Origin of the sequence: Streptomyces sp. NPDC047886 (assembly GCF_043204435.1) — a bacterium.
In the GTDB taxonomy this organism is placed as follows: domain Bacteria; phylum Actinomycetota; class Actinomycetes; order Streptomycetales; family Streptomycetaceae; genus Streptomyces.
The window spans coordinates 247,142-265,836 of record NZ_JBIDCF010000001.1 but is presented as its reverse complement, the minus strand read 5'-3'; the positions used below and the strand labels follow the sequence as shown (position 1 = coordinate 265,836).

Annotated in this window: 10 protein-coding genes and 1 pseudogene; 9 read left to right on the top strand and 2 right to left on the bottom strand. The window is 72.9% G+C overall.

Features of this window, described 5'->3' with window-relative positions:
• Positions 1 to 546 precede the first annotated feature (546 nt).
• The 5 genes from gltB (at position 547) to ACGF5U_RS01150 (ending at position 9,215) form a co-directional block, all read left to right on the top strand.
• Entirely contained in the window at positions 547 to 5,130 is a 4,584-nt protein-coding gene (gene gltB / locus ACGF5U_RS01170; RefSeq protein ID WP_392714054.1) for a glutamate synthase large subunit, read from the top strand.
• On the top strand, positions 5,123 to 6,583 hold the full coding sequence (locus tag ACGF5U_RS01165) for a glutamate synthase subunit beta (protein WP_392714056.1): 1,461 nt from the start codon (positions 5,123 to 5,125) through the stop codon (positions 6,581 to 6,583). Before gltB ends, ACGF5U_RS01165 begins: the two co-directional genes overlap by 8 nt.
• Positions 6,584 to 6,768: 185 nt before the next feature.
• A complete protein-coding gene (locus tag ACGF5U_RS01160) occupies positions 6,769 to 7,734 on the top strand; it encodes a hypothetical protein (RefSeq protein ID WP_392714058.1) in 966 nt (321 codons plus the stop codon).
• A gap of 10 nt (positions 7,735 to 7,744) precedes the next feature.
• Complete coding sequence (locus tag ACGF5U_RS01155) at positions 7,745 to 8,386, top strand: hypothetical protein (RefSeq protein ID WP_392714060.1); 642 nt, start codon at positions 7,745 to 7,747, stop codon at positions 8,384 to 8,386.
• Positions 8,367 to 9,215 (top strand): inositol monophosphatase family protein, encoded by an 849-nt coding sequence (locus ACGF5U_RS01150; RefSeq protein WP_392714062.1) that lies wholly within the window; start codon positions 8,367 to 8,369, stop codon positions 9,213 to 9,215. Before ACGF5U_RS01155 ends, ACGF5U_RS01150 begins: the two co-directional genes overlap by 20 nt.
• Before the next feature lie 172 nt (positions 9,216 to 9,387).
• Here ACGF5U_RS01150 and ACGF5U_RS01145 read toward each other — a convergent pair whose 3' ends face one another.
• A complete protein-coding gene (locus ACGF5U_RS01145) occupies positions 9,388 to 10,551 on the bottom strand; it encodes an SLC13 family permease (protein ID WP_392714404.1) in 1,164 nt (387 codons plus the stop codon).
• 149 nt (positions 10,552 to 10,700) lie between these two features.
• Between ACGF5U_RS01145 and ACGF5U_RS01140 the strand changes: the two genes are divergently transcribed.
• The 3 genes from ACGF5U_RS01140 to ACGF5U_RS01130 all read left to right on the top strand — a co-directional run bounded on the left by ACGF5U_RS01140 (position 10,701) and on the right by ACGF5U_RS01130 (position 17,808).
• Positions 10,701 to 16,574 carry a TIR domain-containing protein gene (locus ACGF5U_RS01140; protein ID WP_392714064.1) on the top strand — a complete coding sequence of 1,958 codons (5,874 nt, stop codon included), beginning with the start codon at positions 10,701 to 10,703 and terminating at the stop codon, positions 16,572 to 16,574.
• 104 nt (positions 16,575 to 16,678) lie between these two features.
• Positions 16,679 to 17,431: a vWA domain-containing protein gene (locus ACGF5U_RS01135; protein ID WP_392714066.1), complete on the top strand. Its 753-nt coding sequence runs from the start codon at positions 16,679 to 16,681 to the stop codon at positions 17,429 to 17,431.
• Positions 17,428 to 17,808 (top strand): VOC family protein, encoded by a 381-nt coding sequence (locus tag ACGF5U_RS01130; protein ID WP_392714068.1) that lies wholly within the window; start codon positions 17,428 to 17,430, stop codon positions 17,806 to 17,808. Before ACGF5U_RS01135 ends, ACGF5U_RS01130 begins: the two co-directional genes overlap by 4 nt.
• 63 nt (positions 17,809 to 17,871) lie before the next feature.
• Here ACGF5U_RS01130 and ACGF5U_RS01125 read toward each other — a convergent pair whose 3' ends face one another.
• Entirely contained in the window at positions 17,872 to 18,114 is a 243-nt protein-coding gene (locus ACGF5U_RS01125; protein WP_392714426.1) for a hypothetical protein, read from the bottom strand.
• A gap of 13 nt (positions 18,115 to 18,127) precedes the next feature.
• On the opposite strand from ACGF5U_RS01125, the pseudogene ACGF5U_RS01120 reads away from it, so the two are divergent.
• Positions 18,128 to 18,619, top strand: a pseudogene (locus tag ACGF5U_RS01120) (UTRA domain-containing protein); the annotation flags it as partial.
• Between the last annotated feature and the right edge of the window lie 76 nt (positions 18,620 to 18,695).

The following is an 18,695-nucleotide window of genomic DNA, read 5'->3' as shown; positions in this document are numbered from 1 at the left end:
ACGGACCTCCCGGCCCCGTCCCGCCTCGCACCCCGGGCCCGCCCCGCCCCAGCCACCCGGCCCCCGACCCCCTCGCACGGCCACACCCCGGCCCCCCTCCCGCCCCGGACCGCGCGCACGCGAGTCCGGAGGGCCCGGCCGGCCTCGGCCCGATGGCCCTCGACGGGGGGTCGGGGTTGCTGTTGTGATGAACATCCAATGGCAGGAACGCCTTGTTGGTGGGACACTATGCAAGGCGCTACATAAGTAGTCGTAACGTGGCGGTTTCGATTCCTTCATCCAAGGGCATGAGCCGTTAGCGCCGCGGGCAATGAGGCCCGCTTCCCCCTTGTCAGGCCGATGGACGTCATCCGTGCGCGAACCGCGCGATCGAGGCGATTCGTCCGCCTGCGACCGAACTCCACCGCTTCGCGCGGTGTCCGCATGCTGGAATGAGCTATCCGCTTTCCGAGAAGCACTCCATCATGTAACCTGCACGAAATTTCAGCAGAGGGCCAACGTCGTCCCTCGGCACTCGCACATGCCACGACGACGACGGGAGAGCCGATGCGTTCCGACGCCTGGTCGCCCATGGACGGTCGCCCCGCCCCGCAGGGAATGTACGACCCCCGCAACGAACACGACGCCTGTGGTGTCGGGTTCGTGGCCACCCTCACCGGTGTTGCCGACCACCAGCTGGTCGAGCAGGCGCTGACCGTACTGCGCAACCTGGAGCACCGGGGCGCGACCGGCTCCGAGCCCGACTCGGGTGACGGCGCGGGCATCCTGCTGCAGGTCCCGGACGCGTTCCTGCGCGAGGTCACCGACTTCGCGCTGCCCGAGGCCGGCGCGTACGCCGTCGGAACCGCCTTCCTCCCACAGGACGGCCAGGACGACGCCGTCTCACGCATCGAGACGATCGCGGCCGACGAGGGTCTCACCGTCCTCGGCTGGCGCGAGGTCCCCGTCACGCCCGAGCTGCTCGGCGCGACCGCCCGCTCCACGATGCCGGCGTTCCGCCAGCTCTTCGTCGCCGACGGCGCCACCGCCGCCACCGGCATCGCCCTCGACCGCAAGGCGTTCGTGCTGCGCAAGCGAGCCGAGCGCGAGGCGGGCGTCTACTTCCCGTCGCTCTCCGCCCGCACCCTCGTCTACAAGGGCATGCTGACCACCGGGCAGCTGGAGCCGTTCTTCCCGGACCTGTCCGACCGCCGCTTCGCCACGGCCGTCGCCCTGGTGCACTCCCGGTTCTCCACCAACACCTTCCCGAGCTGGCCGCTCGCCCACCCGTACCGCTTCGTCGCGCACAACGGCGAGATCAACACGGTCAAGGGCAACCGCAACTGGATGCGGGCCCGCGAGTCGCAGCTCGTCTCCGACCTGTTCGGCGGCAACGGCAACGGCAACGGCAAGGACCTGGAGCGGATCTTCCCGATCTGCACCCCGGACGCCTCCGACTCCGCCTCCTTCGACGAGGTGCTGGAACTCCTGCACCTCGGCGGACGCTCGCTGCCGCACAGCGTGCTGATGATGGTCCCCGAGGCGTGGGAGAACCACGACTCCATGGACCCGGCCCGGCGCGCCTTCTACCAGTACCACTCCACCATGATGGAGCCCTGGGACGGCCCGGCCTGCGTCACCTTCACCGACGGCGTCCAGGTCGGCGCGGTCCTCGACCGCAACGGTCTGCGCCCCGGCCGCTACTGGGTCACCGACGACGGCCTCGTCGTCCTCTCCTCCGAGGTCGGCGTCCTCGACATCGACCCCGCCAAGGTCGTCCGCAAGGGCCGCCTCCAGCCCGGCAAGATGTTCCTCGTCGACACCGCCGAGCACCGCATCATCGAGGACGACGAGATCAAGGCCGGCCTCGCCGCCGAACACCCGTACCAGGAGTGGCTGGAGACCGGGATCATCGAGCTCGAGGACCTCCCCGAGCGCGAGCACATCGTCCACACCCACGCCTCGGTCACCCGCCGCCAGCAGACCTTCGGCTACACCGAGGAGGAGCTGCGCGTCCTCCTCGCGCCGATGGCCCGCGCCGGCGCCGAGCCGATCGGCTCCATGGGCACGGACTCGCCGATCGCCGCGCTGTCCGAGCGCCCGCGCCTGCTGTTCGACTACTTCACCCAGCTGTTCGCACAGGTCACCAACCCGCCGCTGGACGCCATCCGCGAGGAGCTCGTCACCTCGCTGCACTCCTCGCTCGGCCCGCAGGGCAACCTGCTGGAGCCGACCGCCGCGTCCTGCCGCAGCGTCACCCTGCCGTTCCCGGTGATCGACAACGACGAGCTGGCCAAGCTCATCCACATCAACGCCGACGGCGACATGCCCGGCATGACCGCCGCGACGCTGTCCGGCCTCTACCGGGTCTCCGGCGGCGGCGACGCCCTCGCCGCCCGGATCGAGGAGATCTGCGCCGAGGCCGACGCCGCCATCGAGGGCGGCGCCCGGCTCATCGTGCTCTCCGACCGGCACTCCGACGCCGAGCACGCGCCGATCCCGTCGCTGCTGCTCACCGCCGCCGTCCACCACCACCTCATCCGCACCAAGCAGCGCACCCAGGTGGGCCTGCTGGTCGAGGCCGGCGACGTCCGCGAGGTGCACCACGTGGCGCTCCTCATCGGCTACGGCGCCGCCGCCGTCAACCCGTACCTCGCCATGGAGTCCGTCGAGGACCTGGTCCGCGCCGGCACCTTCATCGAGGGCATGGAGCCCGAGCAGGCCATCCGCAACCTGATCTACGCCCTCGGCAAGGGCGTCCTGAAGGTCATGTCCAAGATGGGCATCTCGACCGTCGCCTCCTACCGGGGCGCGCAGGTCTTCGAGGCCGTCGGCCTGGACGAGGCGTTCGTCGAGAAGTACTTCAACGGCACCGCCTCCAAGATCGGCGGCGCCGACCTCGGCATCATCGCCCAGGAGGTCGCCGCCCGCCACGCCAAGGCGTACCCGGCCAGCGGCATCGCGCCCGCGCACCGCGCCCTGGAGATCGGCGGCGAGTACCAGTGGCGCCGCGAGGGCGAGCCGCACCTGTTCGACCCGGAGACGGTCTTCCGCCTCCAGCACGCCACCCGCTCCAAGCGCTACGACATCTTCAAGAAGTACACGGAGCGCGTGAACGAGCAGTCCGAGCGGCTGATGACGCTCCGCGGCCTGTTCGGCTTCAGCTCGGACCGGCCCTCGATCCCGATCGAGGAGGTCGAGCCCGCATCCGAGATCGTCAAGCGGTTCTCCACCGGCGCCATGTCGTACGGCTCCATCTCCAAGGAGGCGCACGAGACCCTCGCCATCGCCATGAACCAGCTGGGCGGCAAGTCCAACACCGGTGAGGGCGGCGAGGACCCCGACCGCCTGTACGACCCGGCGCGCCGCTCCTCCATCAAGCAGGTCGCCTCCGGCCGCTTCGGTGTGACCAGCGAGTACCTGGTCAACGCGGACGACATCCAGATCAAGATGGCCCAGGGCGCCAAGCCCGGCGAGGGCGGCCAGCTGCCCGGCCACAAGGTGTACCCGTGGGTCGCCAGGACCCGGCACTCCACCCCGGGTGTCGGCCTGATCTCGCCGCCGCCGCACCACGACATCTACTCCATCGAGGACCTGGCCCAGCTGATCCACGACCTCAAGAACGCCAACCCGGCCGCCCGCATCCACGTGAAGCTGGTGTCCGAGGTCGGTGTCGGCACGGTCGCGGCCGGTGTGTCCAAGGCCCACGCGGACGTCGTCCTCATCTCCGGCCACGACGGCGGCACGGGCGCGTCGCCGCTCACGTCGCTGAAGCACGCGGGCGGCCCCTGGGAGCTCGGCCTCGCCGAGACCCAGCAGACCCTGCTGCTCAACGGCCTGCGCGACCGGATCGTCGTCCAGACCGACGGCCAGCTCAAGACCGGCCGCGATGTCGTCATCGCCGCGCTGCTCGGCGCCGAGGAGTTCGGTTTCGCGACCGCGCCGCTCGTCGTCTCCGGCTGCGTCATGATGCGCGTCTGCCACCTGGACACCTGCCCGGTCGGCATCGCCACCCAGAACCCCGTCCTGCGCGAGCGGTTCACCGGCAAGCCCGAGTTCGTCGTCAACTTCTTCGAGTTCATCGCGGAGGAGGTGCGCGAGCTGCTCGCCGAACTCGGCTTCCGCACCCTCCAGGAGGCCGTCGGCCACGCCGAGCTCCTCGACACCGCGCGGGCCGTGAACCACTGGAAGGCGCAGGGCCTGGACCTGGCCCCGCTGTTCCACGTCCCCGAACTGCCCGCGGGCGCCGTCCGGCACCAGCTCGTCGAGCAGGACCACGGCCTGGAGAAGGCGCTCGACAACGAGCTCATCGAGCTCGCCGCCGACGCGCTCGGCGCCGCGACCCCCGAGGACGCCCAGCCGGTCCGCGCCCAGGTCGCCATCCGCAACATCAACCGCACCGTCGGCACCATGCTCGGCCACGCGGTGACGAAGAAGTTCGGCGGCGCGGGCCTGCCCGACGACACCGTCGACATCACCTTCACCGGCTCGGCCGGCCAGTCCTTCGGCGCGTTCGTCCCCCGGGGCGTCACCCTGCGCCTGGAGGGCGACGCCAACGACTACGTCGGCAAGGGCCTGTCCGGCGGCCGCGTCATCGTCCGCCCGGACCGGGGCGCCGACCACCTGGCCGAGTACTCGACCATCGCGGGCAACACCATCGCGTACGGCGCGACCGGCGGCGAGATCTTCCTGCGCGGCCGCACCGGCGAGCGCTTCTGCGTCCGCAACTCCGGCGCGCTGGTGGTCTCCGAAGGCGTCGGCGACCACGGCTGCGAGTACATGACCGGCGGTCACGCGGTCGTCCTCGGCGAGACCGGACGCAACTTCGCGGCCGGTATGTCCGGCGGCGTCGCGTACGTCATCGACCTCGACCGCGACAACGTCAACTCCGGCAACGTCGGCGCGATCGAGACGCCGGACGACACCGACAAGGCGTGGCTGCACGACGTGGTGCGCCGCCACCACGAGGAGACCGGCTCCACCGTCGCCGAGAAGCTCCTCGCCGAGTGGTCCGTCGCCGCGGACCGCTTCAGCAAGATCATCCCGACCACGTACAAGGCAGTGCTCGCCGCCAAGGACGCCGCCGAGCGGGCCGGTCTCTCCGAGGCCGAGACCACCGAGAAGATGATGGAGGCGGCGACCAATGGCTGACCCCAAGGGCTTCCTGACCACCGGCCGCGAGGTCGCCGAGACCCGTCCCGTGGGCGAGCGCGTCAAGGACTGGAACGAGGTCTACGTCCCCGGCTCCCTGCTGCCGATCATCAGCAAGCAGGCGTCGCGGTGCATGGACTGCGGCATTCCGTTCTGTCACAACGGCTGCCCCCTCGGAAACCTCATCCCCGAGTGGAACGACTTCGCCTACCGCGAGGACTGGGGCGCGGCGTACGAGCGGCTGCACGCCACGAACAACTTCCCGGAGTTCACCGGGCGGCTCTGCCCGGCGCCCTGCGAGGCGGCGTGCGTGCTCGGCATCAACCAGCCGGCCGTCACCATCAAGAACGTCGAGGTCTCGATCATCGACAAGGCGTGGGACTCGGGCAACGTGACGCCCCAGCCCCCGGACCGGCTCTCCGGCAAGACCGTCGCCGTCATCGGCTCGGGACCGGCCGGCCTCGCCGCCGCCCAGCAGCTCACCCGGGCCGGTCACACGGTCGCCGTGTTCGAGCGCGCCGACCGCGTCGGCGGCCTGCTGCGGTACGGCATCCCCGAGTTCAAGATGGAGAAGCGGCACATCAACCGGCGCATCGAGCAGATGCGCGCGGAGGGCACCCGCTTCCGCACCGGCGTCGAGATCGGCCGCGACCTCAAGGCCACGGACCTGCGCAAGCGGTACGACGCCGTCGTCATCGCCGCCGGCGCCACCACCGCCCGCGACCTGCCGGTCCCCGGGCGCGAGCTCAAGGGCGTCCACCAGGCGATGGAGTACCTGCCGCTCGCGAACAAGGTGCAGGAGGGCGACTTCGTCACCCCGCCGATCACCGCCGAGGGCAAGCACGTCGTCGTCATCGGCGGCGGCGACACCGGCGCGGACTGCGTGGGCACCGCCCACCGCCAGGGCGCGGCCTCCGTCACCCAGCTGGAGATCATGCCCCGGCCGGGCGAGGACCGGGCCCCGCACCAGCCGTGGCCGACGTTCCCCATGCTGTACAAGGTCACCTCGGCCCACGAGGAGGGCGGCGAGCGGGTCTACTCCGTCTCCACCACCCACTTCGAGGGCGACGAGGACGGCAACGTCCAGTTCCTGCACCTCGTCGAGGTCGAGTTCGTGGACGGCAAGCTCACGCAGAAGCCCGGCACCGAGCGGAAGATCCCCGCCCAGCTGGTCACCCTCGCGATGGGCTTCACCGGCACCGACGTCCAGAACGGCCTGGTCGAGCAGTTCGGCCTGGAGCTGGACGAGCGCGGCAACATCGCCCGCGACGGCGACTACGCCACCAACGTCGACGGCGTCTTCGTCGCGGGCGACGCGGGACGCGGCCAGTCGCTGATCGTGTGGGCCATCGCCGAGGGCCGTTCGGCGGCTCGGGGGGTGGACAGGTACCTTACGGGTACGAGCGAGCTTCCCGCCCCGGTCCGCCCGACGGACCGCGCGCTGACCGTCTGACCACGCGGGCCGCACGGTCCGTACCAGAACGTCCCGTACAACGGCGTACGGAACACAGCAGCGCCTGCCACGTCCCCGACCGGACCGGCAGGCGCTGCGCCCTGTCCGGCGCCGTGTGCGCCCTGGTGGGCGCCCCTCCCCATCTCCTACGATCGGCTGTCCGACCGGGAGGGGGAGGACACCCGATGGCATCGCCGCGGACGGGCAGACCGGCGGGGCGGCTGGAGCGCGCGGTCGCCTTCGCCCTGCGCAACTTCGAGGTCGTCTTCGCGGCCGGCATCGGCCTGACGATCGGTTTCCTCGACATCTTCGGCGACGAGCTCATCGAGAGCGACCTCGCGTCCGGCGCCACGCTCGTCGTGCTCGGCGCGCTCGCCGTCGGCTCCCTCGCCGAGCGGGCCCGCCGCCCCCTGGCCATCCAGGAGGCGATGGAGGGCACCCGCCGCGCCATCGAGGACCTCGCCATGGTCCGCTCCCTGGCGGGCAACGAGGTACGCGAGGCGCTGCGCGAGGCCCGCCAGGGCACCAACCTCTGGTACTTCAAGGGCGGCACCGGCACCTACCTGCGCGCCGTCACGCTGCCGAGCTGCGTCCGCGCCGCCAAGGAGAACCGCTCCCAGCTCAACGTCAAGATCGAGATCCTCAACCCGGCCGACGACCGCGCCTGCAACGCCTACGCCCAGTTCCGCCGCATGTTCTCCGGTTCCGGCACGCACGGCGGCGGCGTCTGGACACCCGGGCGCACCAGCAAGGAGTCGTACGCGACGATCCTCGCCGCCTGCTGGTACCGCATGCAGCTGTCGACGCTGGACATCAGCGTCCATCTGTCGTCGACCGTGCCGACGCTCCGCTTCGACCTGTCCGACTCCGGCCTGATCATCACCCAGGACGACCCCGCCAGGGTCAACCTCCAGGTCAGGCGGGGACAGCCGCTGTACGACTACTACCTGACCGAGCTTCACCAGAGCCGTGAGCAGGCCACCACGCTCGACCTGCGCAACGCCACCCTGCTGAGCCTGTCGCCCACCGTGGACGAGGTGCGTGCCCTGTTCGACGCGCTGGGGCTGCCCCTGCCGCGCACGTTCACCGAGGGCGACATCGGCGAGGTCATCCAGAAGGCCCTGCACGCGGAGGACCCCTACGGGAGGTGAGTCGCCCACCGTGGACGCCGTGGACCCCCTGCGCCCGCACCTGGACCGCGTCGTACCCGACCTCGAGGACATCGCCTCGGGGAAACGGGAGTTGCCCGCCGTGCGGCACCCGCTCGGCTTCCTGTGCCTGCCCCTCGTCAGAGCCGGCGCCGACGGGGTCTGCGTCCACCTCTACGGGACCGCGCGCGGGCCCGGCCGCGCCGATCCGCCCGTCCCGCCGCTGCACGCCCACAGCTGGGAGCTGCGCAGCCACGTCCTGTACGGCGAGGTCGGCAACGTACGCGTCCGGGTGCGGGACGACCCGGCCGACCCCACGCACCGGGTGTTCGAGGTGCACAGCGCACCCGGCGGCGTGGACGAGATACGGCCCACCGCGCGGCTGGTGCGCGGCGAACCGGGCCGGGTGCGGATGAGCACCGCGGGGGAGACGTACGCCCTCGGGGCCGGCGAGTTCCACACGACCGTGGTGACACCGGGGCGGCCCGCCGCCACCGTTGTCCTGGGCCGCACCGTACCGGGCGGCCGCGACCTGTCGCTCGGCCCGCTGGACGGGCCGCCCCGCCGCACGACCCGCCGGTTGTGCGGCCACGAGGAGACCAAGCGGGCCGTGCGGACCGCTCTCGGGAGGATCCATGGTGAACGGCGCGCTTGACCGGGACCGGCCCTTCGCGGCGGAGCGGCGGGTGGCCGTCGCCGCGGCCGTCGCCACCGGGCGGCTGCTGCGCGGCCACTTCGCCGCGTCCAGGACGGTACGGACGAAGGGCACCCACGGGGACGTCGTCACGGACCTCGACCTCGCCGCCGAGAAGCTGATCCTCGCCCGGCTGCGACGCCACTTCCCCGGCGACCGGATCCTCTCCGAGGAGGCCGGCCTGCTGGACACCGGCAACCGGCGCACCTGGCTGGTCGACCCGCTGGACGGCAGCAACAACGTGGCGATCGGGCTGCCCGCCTACGTCGTCGGCATCGGCCTGTGCGTGGACGACACGCCTGTCGTGGGCGTCGTCCACGAGCCCGTCACCGGCCGTACCTGGCACGCCGTCACCGGGCAGGGCGCCCTCGCCGACGACGGCGCCCGGCTGTCCGGGCCGTGCGGCGACCTGCCGGGCTCCGGGCCCGTCCTGGCCTGGACCCAGGGGCACGCGGTGGACCGCGCCGACCGCACGGCGCTGGCCCTGCGCGGCACCCTGGAGCGGGGCTCCCGGCGCGTCCTGCAGCTGTGGGCACCGCTGCTGGGCTGGAGCATGCTGGCCCGCGGCACCATCGACGGGTTCGTCGGCTACCGCGCGGAGGGCGTCGACCTCCCGGCCGGGGCCCTGCTCGCGGCGGAGGCGGGCGTGGAGCTGCGCACCCTGGACGGGGCCCCCTTCCGGCCCGGGTTCACCGGCCCCGACGCCGGGCGCAGCTTCGTCGCCGCCCGCGCCGACACCCTGGCGTACCTGCTGGCGGAGGTGGCGGCGACCCTGGCCGCCGACGGGTGACCGGCACGCCGTCACCGTCCGGCCCGACCCGACCAGGCCGTCGCCGTCACCGACCGGCCCGACCCGACCAGGCCGTCGCCGTCACCGACCGGCCCGACCCGACCAGGCCGTCTCCGTCACCGACCGGCCCGACCCGACCAGGCCGTCGCCGTCACCGACCGGCCCGGCCCGTCTACGCCGTCACCGTCAGCGCCGCCGTCGCCGCGAGCGTGCCCGTCGCCGCGAGGACCAGACTCGTCGCCATGAAGCGGCCCAGATCGATCCGGGTCCCGTGCCAGCGGCACCGCTCGAACCACAGCAGCGTCGCGAGCGACGCCCACGGCGTGACCAGCGGGCCCACGTTCACGCCGATCAGCAGGCCGAGCAACTGCTCGTGGTTGCCGACCGGGACGACCGCCTCACCGGCCACGTACGCCGGGAGGTTGTTCAGCGCGTTGGAGAAACCCGCGCCGACCAGCGCCGTACGCAGTATCGCCAGCGGGCCGTCGCCCGCGCCGATCGCCCGCACCAGTATCTCGTGCAGCCCGTGCGCGCTGACCGTCTCCACCACCAGGAACATCCCCGGCACCAGCACCAGCAGCCGCCACGGCACCAGCGAGAGCCGCAGCTCCTCCCGCCGCCGTACCGCGAACGCCACCACCACGACCAGCGCCGCCGTCGATGACGCCGCCCACAGCGGCACATCGGCGAGCAGCAGCGCCAGCAGGAAACCGCCGCACGCCCACGCGCACACCCGCAGCAGCACCCGGTCGACCGGGCGGGGCCGCTCCGGCGGGGTGTAGCGGGCCTCGCCGCGCCGCCCCCGGCGCCAGTAGAACACCCACAGGCAGACCATCGTGGCGGTGATCGACGCCAGTTGCGGCGCCCACATCACCTCCGCCATCCGCGACGGCGTCAGCGCCACCCGGTCGGCGGCGAGCAGGTTCGTCAGATTCGACACGGGCAGCAGCAGGCTCGCCGTGTTGGCGAGCCACACCGTCGTCATCGCCAGCGGCACGGCGGCGATGCCCACGCGGGTGGCCAGCGCCAGCATCACCGGCGTCAGCAGCACGGCCGTGGTGTCCAGGTTGAGGGTGATGGTCGTCACCGACGCGAACACCACGCACCACAGGAACAGCAGGACGTAACTGCCCTTCCCGGCCCGTGCCACCCAGGTGGCGACCACGTCGAAGACCTCCGCCTTCCCGGTGAGCTCGGCCAGCACGACCACCGTGGCGAGGAAGACGAGCAGCGGACCGATCCGGGCCAGCACACCGGACGCGTCCCCGGCCGGCAGCAGACCGGTGGCGACGGCGAGCAGACCGAGCCCCAGCAGACCGGCGGCCAGCCAGTCCAGTGGATGCGGGCGCCGCAGGACCCCCAGGTACCGCAGGGGCTGCGCGCTTCTCAGGCGTTCCGGGTCCCGCAGGCGTCTGAGGAAAGTCACGGAAATCAGCATAGATTTTCCGCCGGACATCGCACCGGCGCACGCCTAACCTGGATGACATGCCTGGACGCGCGCTGTCGAACGGCGAACCTGACCTCAACGCGGCCGAGTTGGACTTCTTCATCAGCTACTCGCCGGCCGACGAGGCCTGGGCCTCGTGGATCGCCTGGACCCTTGAGGAAGCCGGGTACCGTACGGTCGTCCAGGCCTGGGACTTCGTCCCCGGCAGCAACTTCATCGACTTCATGCACCGGGGCGTCAGCGAGTCCGCCGCCGTCATCGCCGTCCTCTCCCGGCACTACGAACGCTCCCTGTACGGGCGGATGGAGTGGACGGCCGCCCTGCGCGCCGACCCCGAGAGCCCCGAACGGCGGCTGCTGACCGTCCGCGTCGACGACACCCCCGTCGAGGGCCTCCTCGCCACCATCACCTACGTCGACCTCGTGGGCGTCGCCGACGCGGCCGCCGCCCGCGCCCTCCTCCTCACCCGTGTCGAGCAGGCCATCGACGGGCACGCCCGGCCCGCCCGCCGCCCCGGCTACCCCGGCGACGCCGCCACCGCCCGTACCACCGGACGCCCCGTCACACCAGGGACCACCCTCCCGGCGCAGCGCTGGCTCGGCGGCGCCGGCCGGGCGGGCCGCCGAAGGCCCACGCGGGCGCCCCACTACCCGCAGGGCCCGACGGCCGCCGCCCGACAGGACGCCCTCACCGTCCTCCACCTCGCGGGCCCCGACTTCGGGCGCGGCCGCGAACCCGACGCCCTCGTCCGCGAGCTGCGCGGCGAGCTCATCGTCCTGCGCAACAACGGCGCCCCCGCCCCCGACCTGCTCGTCGTCTCCGGCGACCTCACCGCGTCCGGCAGCCCCCGCGAATGCGACCAGGCCCTCAGCTTCCTCACCTCGCTGCGCGCCCAGCTCGACCTGCCGCCGCAGCGCGTCGTCGTGGTCCCCGGCGCCCAGGACGTCAACCACGCCGCGTGCCGCGCCTACTTCCACACCTGCGAGGCCGACGAGGTGGCGCCGCAGCCGCCGTACTGGCCGAAGTGGCGCCACTACACCCGGCTGTTCCGCGGCTTCTACCACGGCCTCGACACCGTCTTCGACAGCGACCAGCCCTGGACGCTCTTCCCGGTGCCCGAGCTGAACACCGTCATCGCCGGGTTCAACTCCTCCATCGCCTACAGCCACCGCCTGGAGGACCAGTACGGGCACATCGGCCGCGACCAGGCCGCCTGGTTCGCCGAGGCGCTCCGCCCGTACGAGGACGAGGGCTGGTTCCGCGTCGGCGTCCTGCGCCACCCGCTCACCGCGGGCACCCGGCCCGGTGACGCGCTGGGCGGGCCCGGCGCCCTGGAGGACACCGGCACCCTCACCGAACTCGCCGGCCCACGCCTGCACCTGCTGCTGCACGGCCCCACCGGCGGCCCCCGCTCCACCGGCTCCGTCCCCAGCCACACGCGCCTCACCGGCACCGGCGCCGACCCGGCATCCGGGCTGCCCGTACTCGGCGCGGCCGCCCCGGCCCGCTTCCAGCTGCTGCGGGTCGGCGCCGACGGCCTCACCCGCTGGTACGACCGGGGCCGCACAGGAGCCGAGACGTTCCCCGGGACCTGGCGCCGCGCCGCCCGTATCTTCCCCGCCGCGGACCGCCCGGTGACCGCGGCCGGCCCCGACCCGGTCCATGAGCGCACCCCGTTCGACACCCCCGACGACTCCCTCACCGAACGCGTCAAAGAGGTGTGCCTGGCCCGCCGCGACGGGGTACGGCTACGCGACGTACCGCGCCGCACGGCGGGCGACATGGCCCAGATCATGGTCACCTGGCGCGAAGAGGACGTCGTACGCCAGTCCCGGATCGCCGTCCACTCCGGCACCCCCGACGCCGACCACCTCGACCGGTTCATCGCCCAGCTGCACGCGGCGGGACCCGGCACCGAGGCCGAACTCGTCCACGACGGGCCCGCCCCCGACACGGCCCTGCGCGAGCGCGCCGTCCGGCACGGCATCCGCGTCCGCAGCTTCCTCGAATTCCAGGGCCTGCTGGACCTGCGCGGCTACGTCGCCGCCCAGACCGGCCGGCTCCTCGCCAGCGACAGCTACGCCCCCGTCCGCTACCTCCCCCAGCGCTACCGCGACGCCGACCGCCCCGACGGCGCCGAACACGACAACCTGGTCGACGACCTGCTGGAGCTCCTGGAGGCCGACCACGGCCGGTTCGTCCTGCTCCTCGGCGACTTCGGGCACGGCAAGACGTTCGCGCTGCGCGAGCTCGCCCGCCGCATCCCCGACGAACTCCCGCACCTCACCCCGCTGTTCATCCCGCTGAACGCCCTCGACCGCGCCCACAGCCTCGAAGGGCTGGTCGCCGCGCACCTCGCCGGCCACCACGTCGACACCATCGACCTGCGCGCCCTGCGCTACATGCTCGCCCAGGGACGGGTCGTCCTCCTCTTCGACGGCTTCGACGAACTCGTCAACCGGGTCAGCTACGACCGCGCCGCCGACCACCTCCAGGTCCTCCTGGACGCCGCCGTCGACAACGCCAAGATCGTCGTCAGCAGCCGCACCCAGCACTTCAAGTCCCACGAACAGGTCCTCACCGCCCTCGGCGAACGCGTCGGCCTGCTGCCCCAGCGGCGCATCCTCTCCGTCGAGGGGTTCACCCCCGAGCAGATCCGCTCCTACCTGGAACGCACCTACGGCGACGAGGACGCCGCCGCCCGCCGCTTCCAGCTCCTGCGGAACATCCCCGACCTGGTCGGCCTGTGCCGCAACCCCCGGCTGCTGTCCTTCGTCGCCCAGCTCGGCACCGACCGGCTGCGCGCCGTCGCCGGAGCCGGCCGCGCGCTCAGCCCCGCCCGGCTGTACGAGGACATCTTCACCTCCTGGCTCCAGCACGAGGAGGAACGCGGACGCAAGGGCCCCGGCTCCCCGCCCGGCCTCACCGTCGCCGAACTGTGGATGGCCGTCACCGCCCTCGCCCAGCGCCTGTGGGAGAGCGGACGCACCGCCCTGCGCCACGACGAACTCACCGACGCCGTCGCCGACACCCTCAGCCGCCTCGCCGACACCGACCGCTCCCCGGCCACGCCCGGCGTCGGCCGCTCACCCCAGGAACTCGGCCACTCCATCGGCGCGGGCAGCCTCCTCGTCCGCACCGACGACGGTCTGTTCCACTTCATCCACGGCTCCGTCGTGGAGTGGCTCATCGCCCGCGAGGCCGCCCGCCGTCTCGGCGAGGGACAGGACGGACTGCTCCGCGTCCGCACCCTGAGCAGGCTCGCCGTCGAGTTCCTCTGCGACCTCGCCGACCACCAGAAGTGCGTCGACTGGGTCCGCGACACCCTCGACGGCAGCCACCCCGCCCGCGGCGACGCCGCCCGCGCCAACGCCGTACGCATCGGCGACCGGCTGCGCGTACCCGCCCACTCCGACCTGCGCGGCGCCCGCCTCGCCGGCGAGGACCTCTCCCAGCGGGACTTCACCGACGTCGACCTGACCGGAGCCGACCTCACCGACACCCGCCTCGTCGGCGCCAACCTCACCGGTGCCCGTCTCACCGGGGCCCGCCTCGTCGGCGCCCGCCTCGACCGGGCCGACCTGCGCGGCGCCGACCTCACCGACGCGGACCTGCGCCGCGCCCGCCTCACCCGCACCGACCTGCGCGGCGCCACCCTCACCGGCAGCCGCTGGTACCGCGCCGCCCTCATCGACCCGGTCATGGACGACACCACCCGCGCGGCCCCCGAACTGCGCACCGCGGCCGTGGCCCCCGGGCTGCCCGTCGACGCCGGGTTCCGCCCGTCATCCGTCGGCGTGCCCTACGGCTACGGCGTGCGCACCAGCCGACTGCCCGAACCCGTCGCCTACAGCCCCGACGGGGAACTCCTCCTCGTCGGCAGCGAGGACGGCGGCATCCTCGTGTGCGCCCCCGACACGGGCCGCGCCCTGCGCACCCTCCAGGGGCACGGCGGCCGCGTGTACGCCGTGAAGTCCGCGCCCGGTGTCATCGCCACCGGCGGCTCCGACGGTGTCGTACGGCTGTGGGACCCGGTGTCCGGCGCGTGCCGCCACCGGCTCGACGTCCACCCCGACGGCGTGTGGCCCGTCGTCCTCGACCACACCGGCACCCGTGTCGCCACCGGCGACGCCGAGGGACTCGTCACCGTCTGGGACGTCGCCACCGGCGAGCCCGTCCACCGGCTGCCCGGCCACCTCGCCCCCGTGTACACGGCCGTGTTCAGCCCCGACGGCACCCGGCTCGTCACCGGCGACGCCGCCGCCGACGTCCGCGTCTGGGACCTCGGCACCGGCGTCTGCGAACGGGAACTCCCCGGCCACCGGGGCGCCGTCTACCGGGTCAGGTACAGCCCCGACGGCACCCTCATCGCCACCGCCGACCGGGGCACGGGCCGGGGCGGCACCGTACGGATCTGGCAGGCCGGCGACGACCGGCCGCCCCAGGAGTTCACCGGCCACACCGGACGCGTCTACACCCTGGACTTCCACCCCTCGGGGCGGCTCCTCGTCAGCGGCTGCACCGACGGGCAGGTCCGCCTCTGGGACCCCGCCGTGGGCACCGCGCTCGGCACTCTGGAACGCTGCCCCGGCGGCCTCTACCAGGTCGGCTTCCATCCCGACGGCACGCTCCTCGCCGCCTGCGACAGCGACGGCACCGTCCGGCTGTGGAACGTCACCGGCACCGCGCGGGGCGGCCATGTCGTCACGCTCCACGAACGCCAGCCGTCCCCGCACCGGGGCTCGGCCTGGGCCTGCGCGTTCCACCCGTACGAGAGCCAGCTCCTCAGCGTCGGCAACGACGGCGGCGCGCAGGTCTGGGAGGCCGCCACCGGCCAGGGCAAGCGCATCCTGCGCGGCCACGGCCGACGCGTCTCCGGCGTCGCCTTCAGCTCCGACGGCGCCCACCTGGCCACCTGCGGCAGCGACGGCGCCGTACGCCTGTGGGACACCCGCACCGGCTGCCGCACCCATGAACTCACCGGCCGGGGCGACCGGCTGGTCTCCGCCGCCTTCAGCCGGGCCAGGCCCGTCCTGGGCACCGCGAGCAGCGACGGCGGCGTCTACCTGTGGAACCAGCACAGCGGCGAGTTCCTGCGCGAGATGGACGCCGAGACCGAACACATCTGGGCCGAGGCGTTCAACACCGCGGGCGACCTGCTGGCCACCGCCAACGACGACGACACCGTCTGCCTCTGGTACCGCTCCACCGGCGCCCGCGTCGCCACCCTCGACCGGCACCGGGGGCGGGTACGCTCCATCGCGTTCCGCGCCGACAGCGACATCCTCGCCACCGGCTGCGACGACAGCGCCGTACGGATCTGGGAGGCCCGCGCGGGCCGTCTGACGGCCGAACTCCGCGCCCACGAGGACCGCGTGTACGGCGTCGCCTTCGGCCCCGGGGACGCCTGGCTCGCCAGTGCCTCCTGGGACGGCACCGCCATCGTCTGGCGCGACGGCGAACCCCGGCTGCGGCTGCGCGGGTCCGGCGGCAAGTTCTGGACGGTCGCCGCGCACCCGACCCGCCCGGTGGTCGCCGCCGCCGGGGACAACCGCAGCGTCACCCTGTGGAACGCCGACACCGGCGCCCGCCTCGCCGAACTCACCGGCCACACGGGGCGGATCCTCTCCGTCGCCTTCAGCCCCGACGGCACCGCGCTCGCCAGCGGCGGCGAGGACGGCACCGTACGGCTGTGGAACCTGCCCGCCGACGGCGGGGCGCCGTCCCGGCGTGCCACCCTCATCGGCGTCCCGGGCGGCTGGGCGGCACTCACCCCGGACGGCGGCTACAAGTACGAGGGCGATGTGGCGGGCGAATTCTGGCACGTCGTCGGCATGTCCCGGTTCACGCCGGGCGAACTGGACGCGTTCCTGCCGGGCGTGCGGCGGATGCCGCTGGCCGAGGAGCTGTGACGGCGGGGCCGGCGGGGCCGCCAAGGAAGCCGGGGGCCGCCGGGGCCGCCGAGCGGCCGGGTCTCGGCGACCGCGTAACCTCCCGGCGAGGAGAGGAGTCACGGATGGCCATCAGCCTCCAGAAACTGGAGGAGACCGCCCCCGCGCTGGTCAGCCTCTACAAGAGCGCCGCCGTCAGCCTGCGCAAGCACGGCCTGAGCGGCCGGCGTGCCGCCGTCTACCTGGTGGTCGACCACTCGGGTTCCATGCGGCCGTACTTCAGGGACGGCAGCGTCCAGGCGCTCGCCGACCGCGTGCTCGGCCTGTCGGCCAACCTCGACGACGACGGGCGCGTCCCGGTCGTGTTCTTCTCCACGGACATCGACGCCGAGACCGAGATCACCCTGGCCGGACACCAGGGCCGGATCGAGCGGATCGTGGCGGACCTCGGCCACATGGGCAGGACCAACTACCACGTGGCCATGGACGCCGTGATCGACCACTACCTCGACAGCGGCGCCACCGAACCGGCCTTCGTCGTCTTCCAGACCGACGGCGGCCCGAGCAGCAGGCCCGCCGCCGAGCAGTACGTGTGCAAGGCGGCCCGACTGCCGATCTTCTGGCAGTTCATCGGCTTCGGCGACCCGCGCAGCCGCCAGTTCGACTTCCTGCGCCGACTGGACGAGCTGCCCGTCCCCGCGAGACGCCCCGTCGACAACGCGGGCTTCTTCCACGCCGGGGAGAATCCCCGGAGCGTCCCGGACGCGGTGCTGTACGACCGGCTGCTGGGCGAGTTCCCGGCCTGGCTCGCCGCCGCCGGCGCCCGGGGAATAATCCGCTCGGCCAGGCGGCCGACGGCTGGCAGTCTGACACCATGACCTCTCTCGTGCACCATGTGACGATCGACTGCGCCGACCCCTACGAACTGGCCCGGTTCTGGTCGGCCGTCCTCGACGCGCCCCTGGCCGACGACGACCTCCCCGGCGACCCCGAGGCGACGGTCCGCGCTCCGGGCGCCTCGCTGCTGTTCATCGCCGTCCCGGAGAAGAAGGCGGTGAAGAACCGCCTCCACCTCGACCTCCAGCCGCAGGACCGGGGACGGGACGAGGAGGTGGAGCGGATCCTCGCCCTCGGTGCCACGCTCGTCTCCGACCAGCGCCGCCCGGACGGCACCGGCTGGGCGGTACTCGCCGACATCGAGGGCAACGAGTTCTGCGTGGAGCGCAGCGCCGCCGAACGAGCGGCGACCGGCTGACACCCGCGCCCGCCGCGCCCGCCGTCCGCGCGTACGGGGCTGCTCGGCAGGCAGGTGACCGGTCTACGGGGTCAGCACGTGCCGCCGCACGGAGCGGCCGATGTGGCAGGAACACGTGCACATGGCGGAGACGGCGGGGCCGACTCGCGGCCGCCCGGGGTGCCGCACATACACGTACACCGGGTGGCAGAAGCCGTGTTCGTCGATGACGCACGCCCCCGACTTCCCCGTGCGGTCCGTCTCCGCCCACGCTTCCGTGATCGTGAACCGCCTGATGCGCACGGTGGCCGTGCGGTCGGCACTCACCGGGTGCCGCCCCTCCTGCTTCCGTGCCGACATGAGGGAGCACGGGAAGGCAGGCACGTGGGAGGCTCACAGCACCGCCCGCGCCCCGGCGCCTCAGCTGATCGCGGAGCGCCTGGCGATCGACCCCGGGGACCTTTGCGTCGTGACGCGGTATGAGTTCATGGCCGGCAAGCAGCCGGTGCAGCTCTCCGAGTCCTGGGAGCCCATGGCTATCACCGACGGCACCCCGATCGTGCTGCCGGAGATGGGGCCGTTGGCCGGCATGGGCGTGGTGGAGCGGATGCGCTCCATCGGCGTGATCATCGAGACTGCCGTCGAGTTGCCTCGCCCCGGCCGCGCCACCCAGGAGCAGGCGAACCTCCTGCGTATCCACGCAGGGGACCTGCTGCTCATGATCGAGCGGACCTACTACGACATCGACGGCCGCCCAGTCGAGACGGCTGACATCGCCGTACCGGATGTCCGGTGGGAAGTGGCGTACGAGTTCGGCATCGACCACCCGTGACCCGCGACCGGACTGCCGAACACTGCCCCGTCGCGCTCCGGTGACGCGTCGGCGCGGCCACGCGGGGGCAGACACG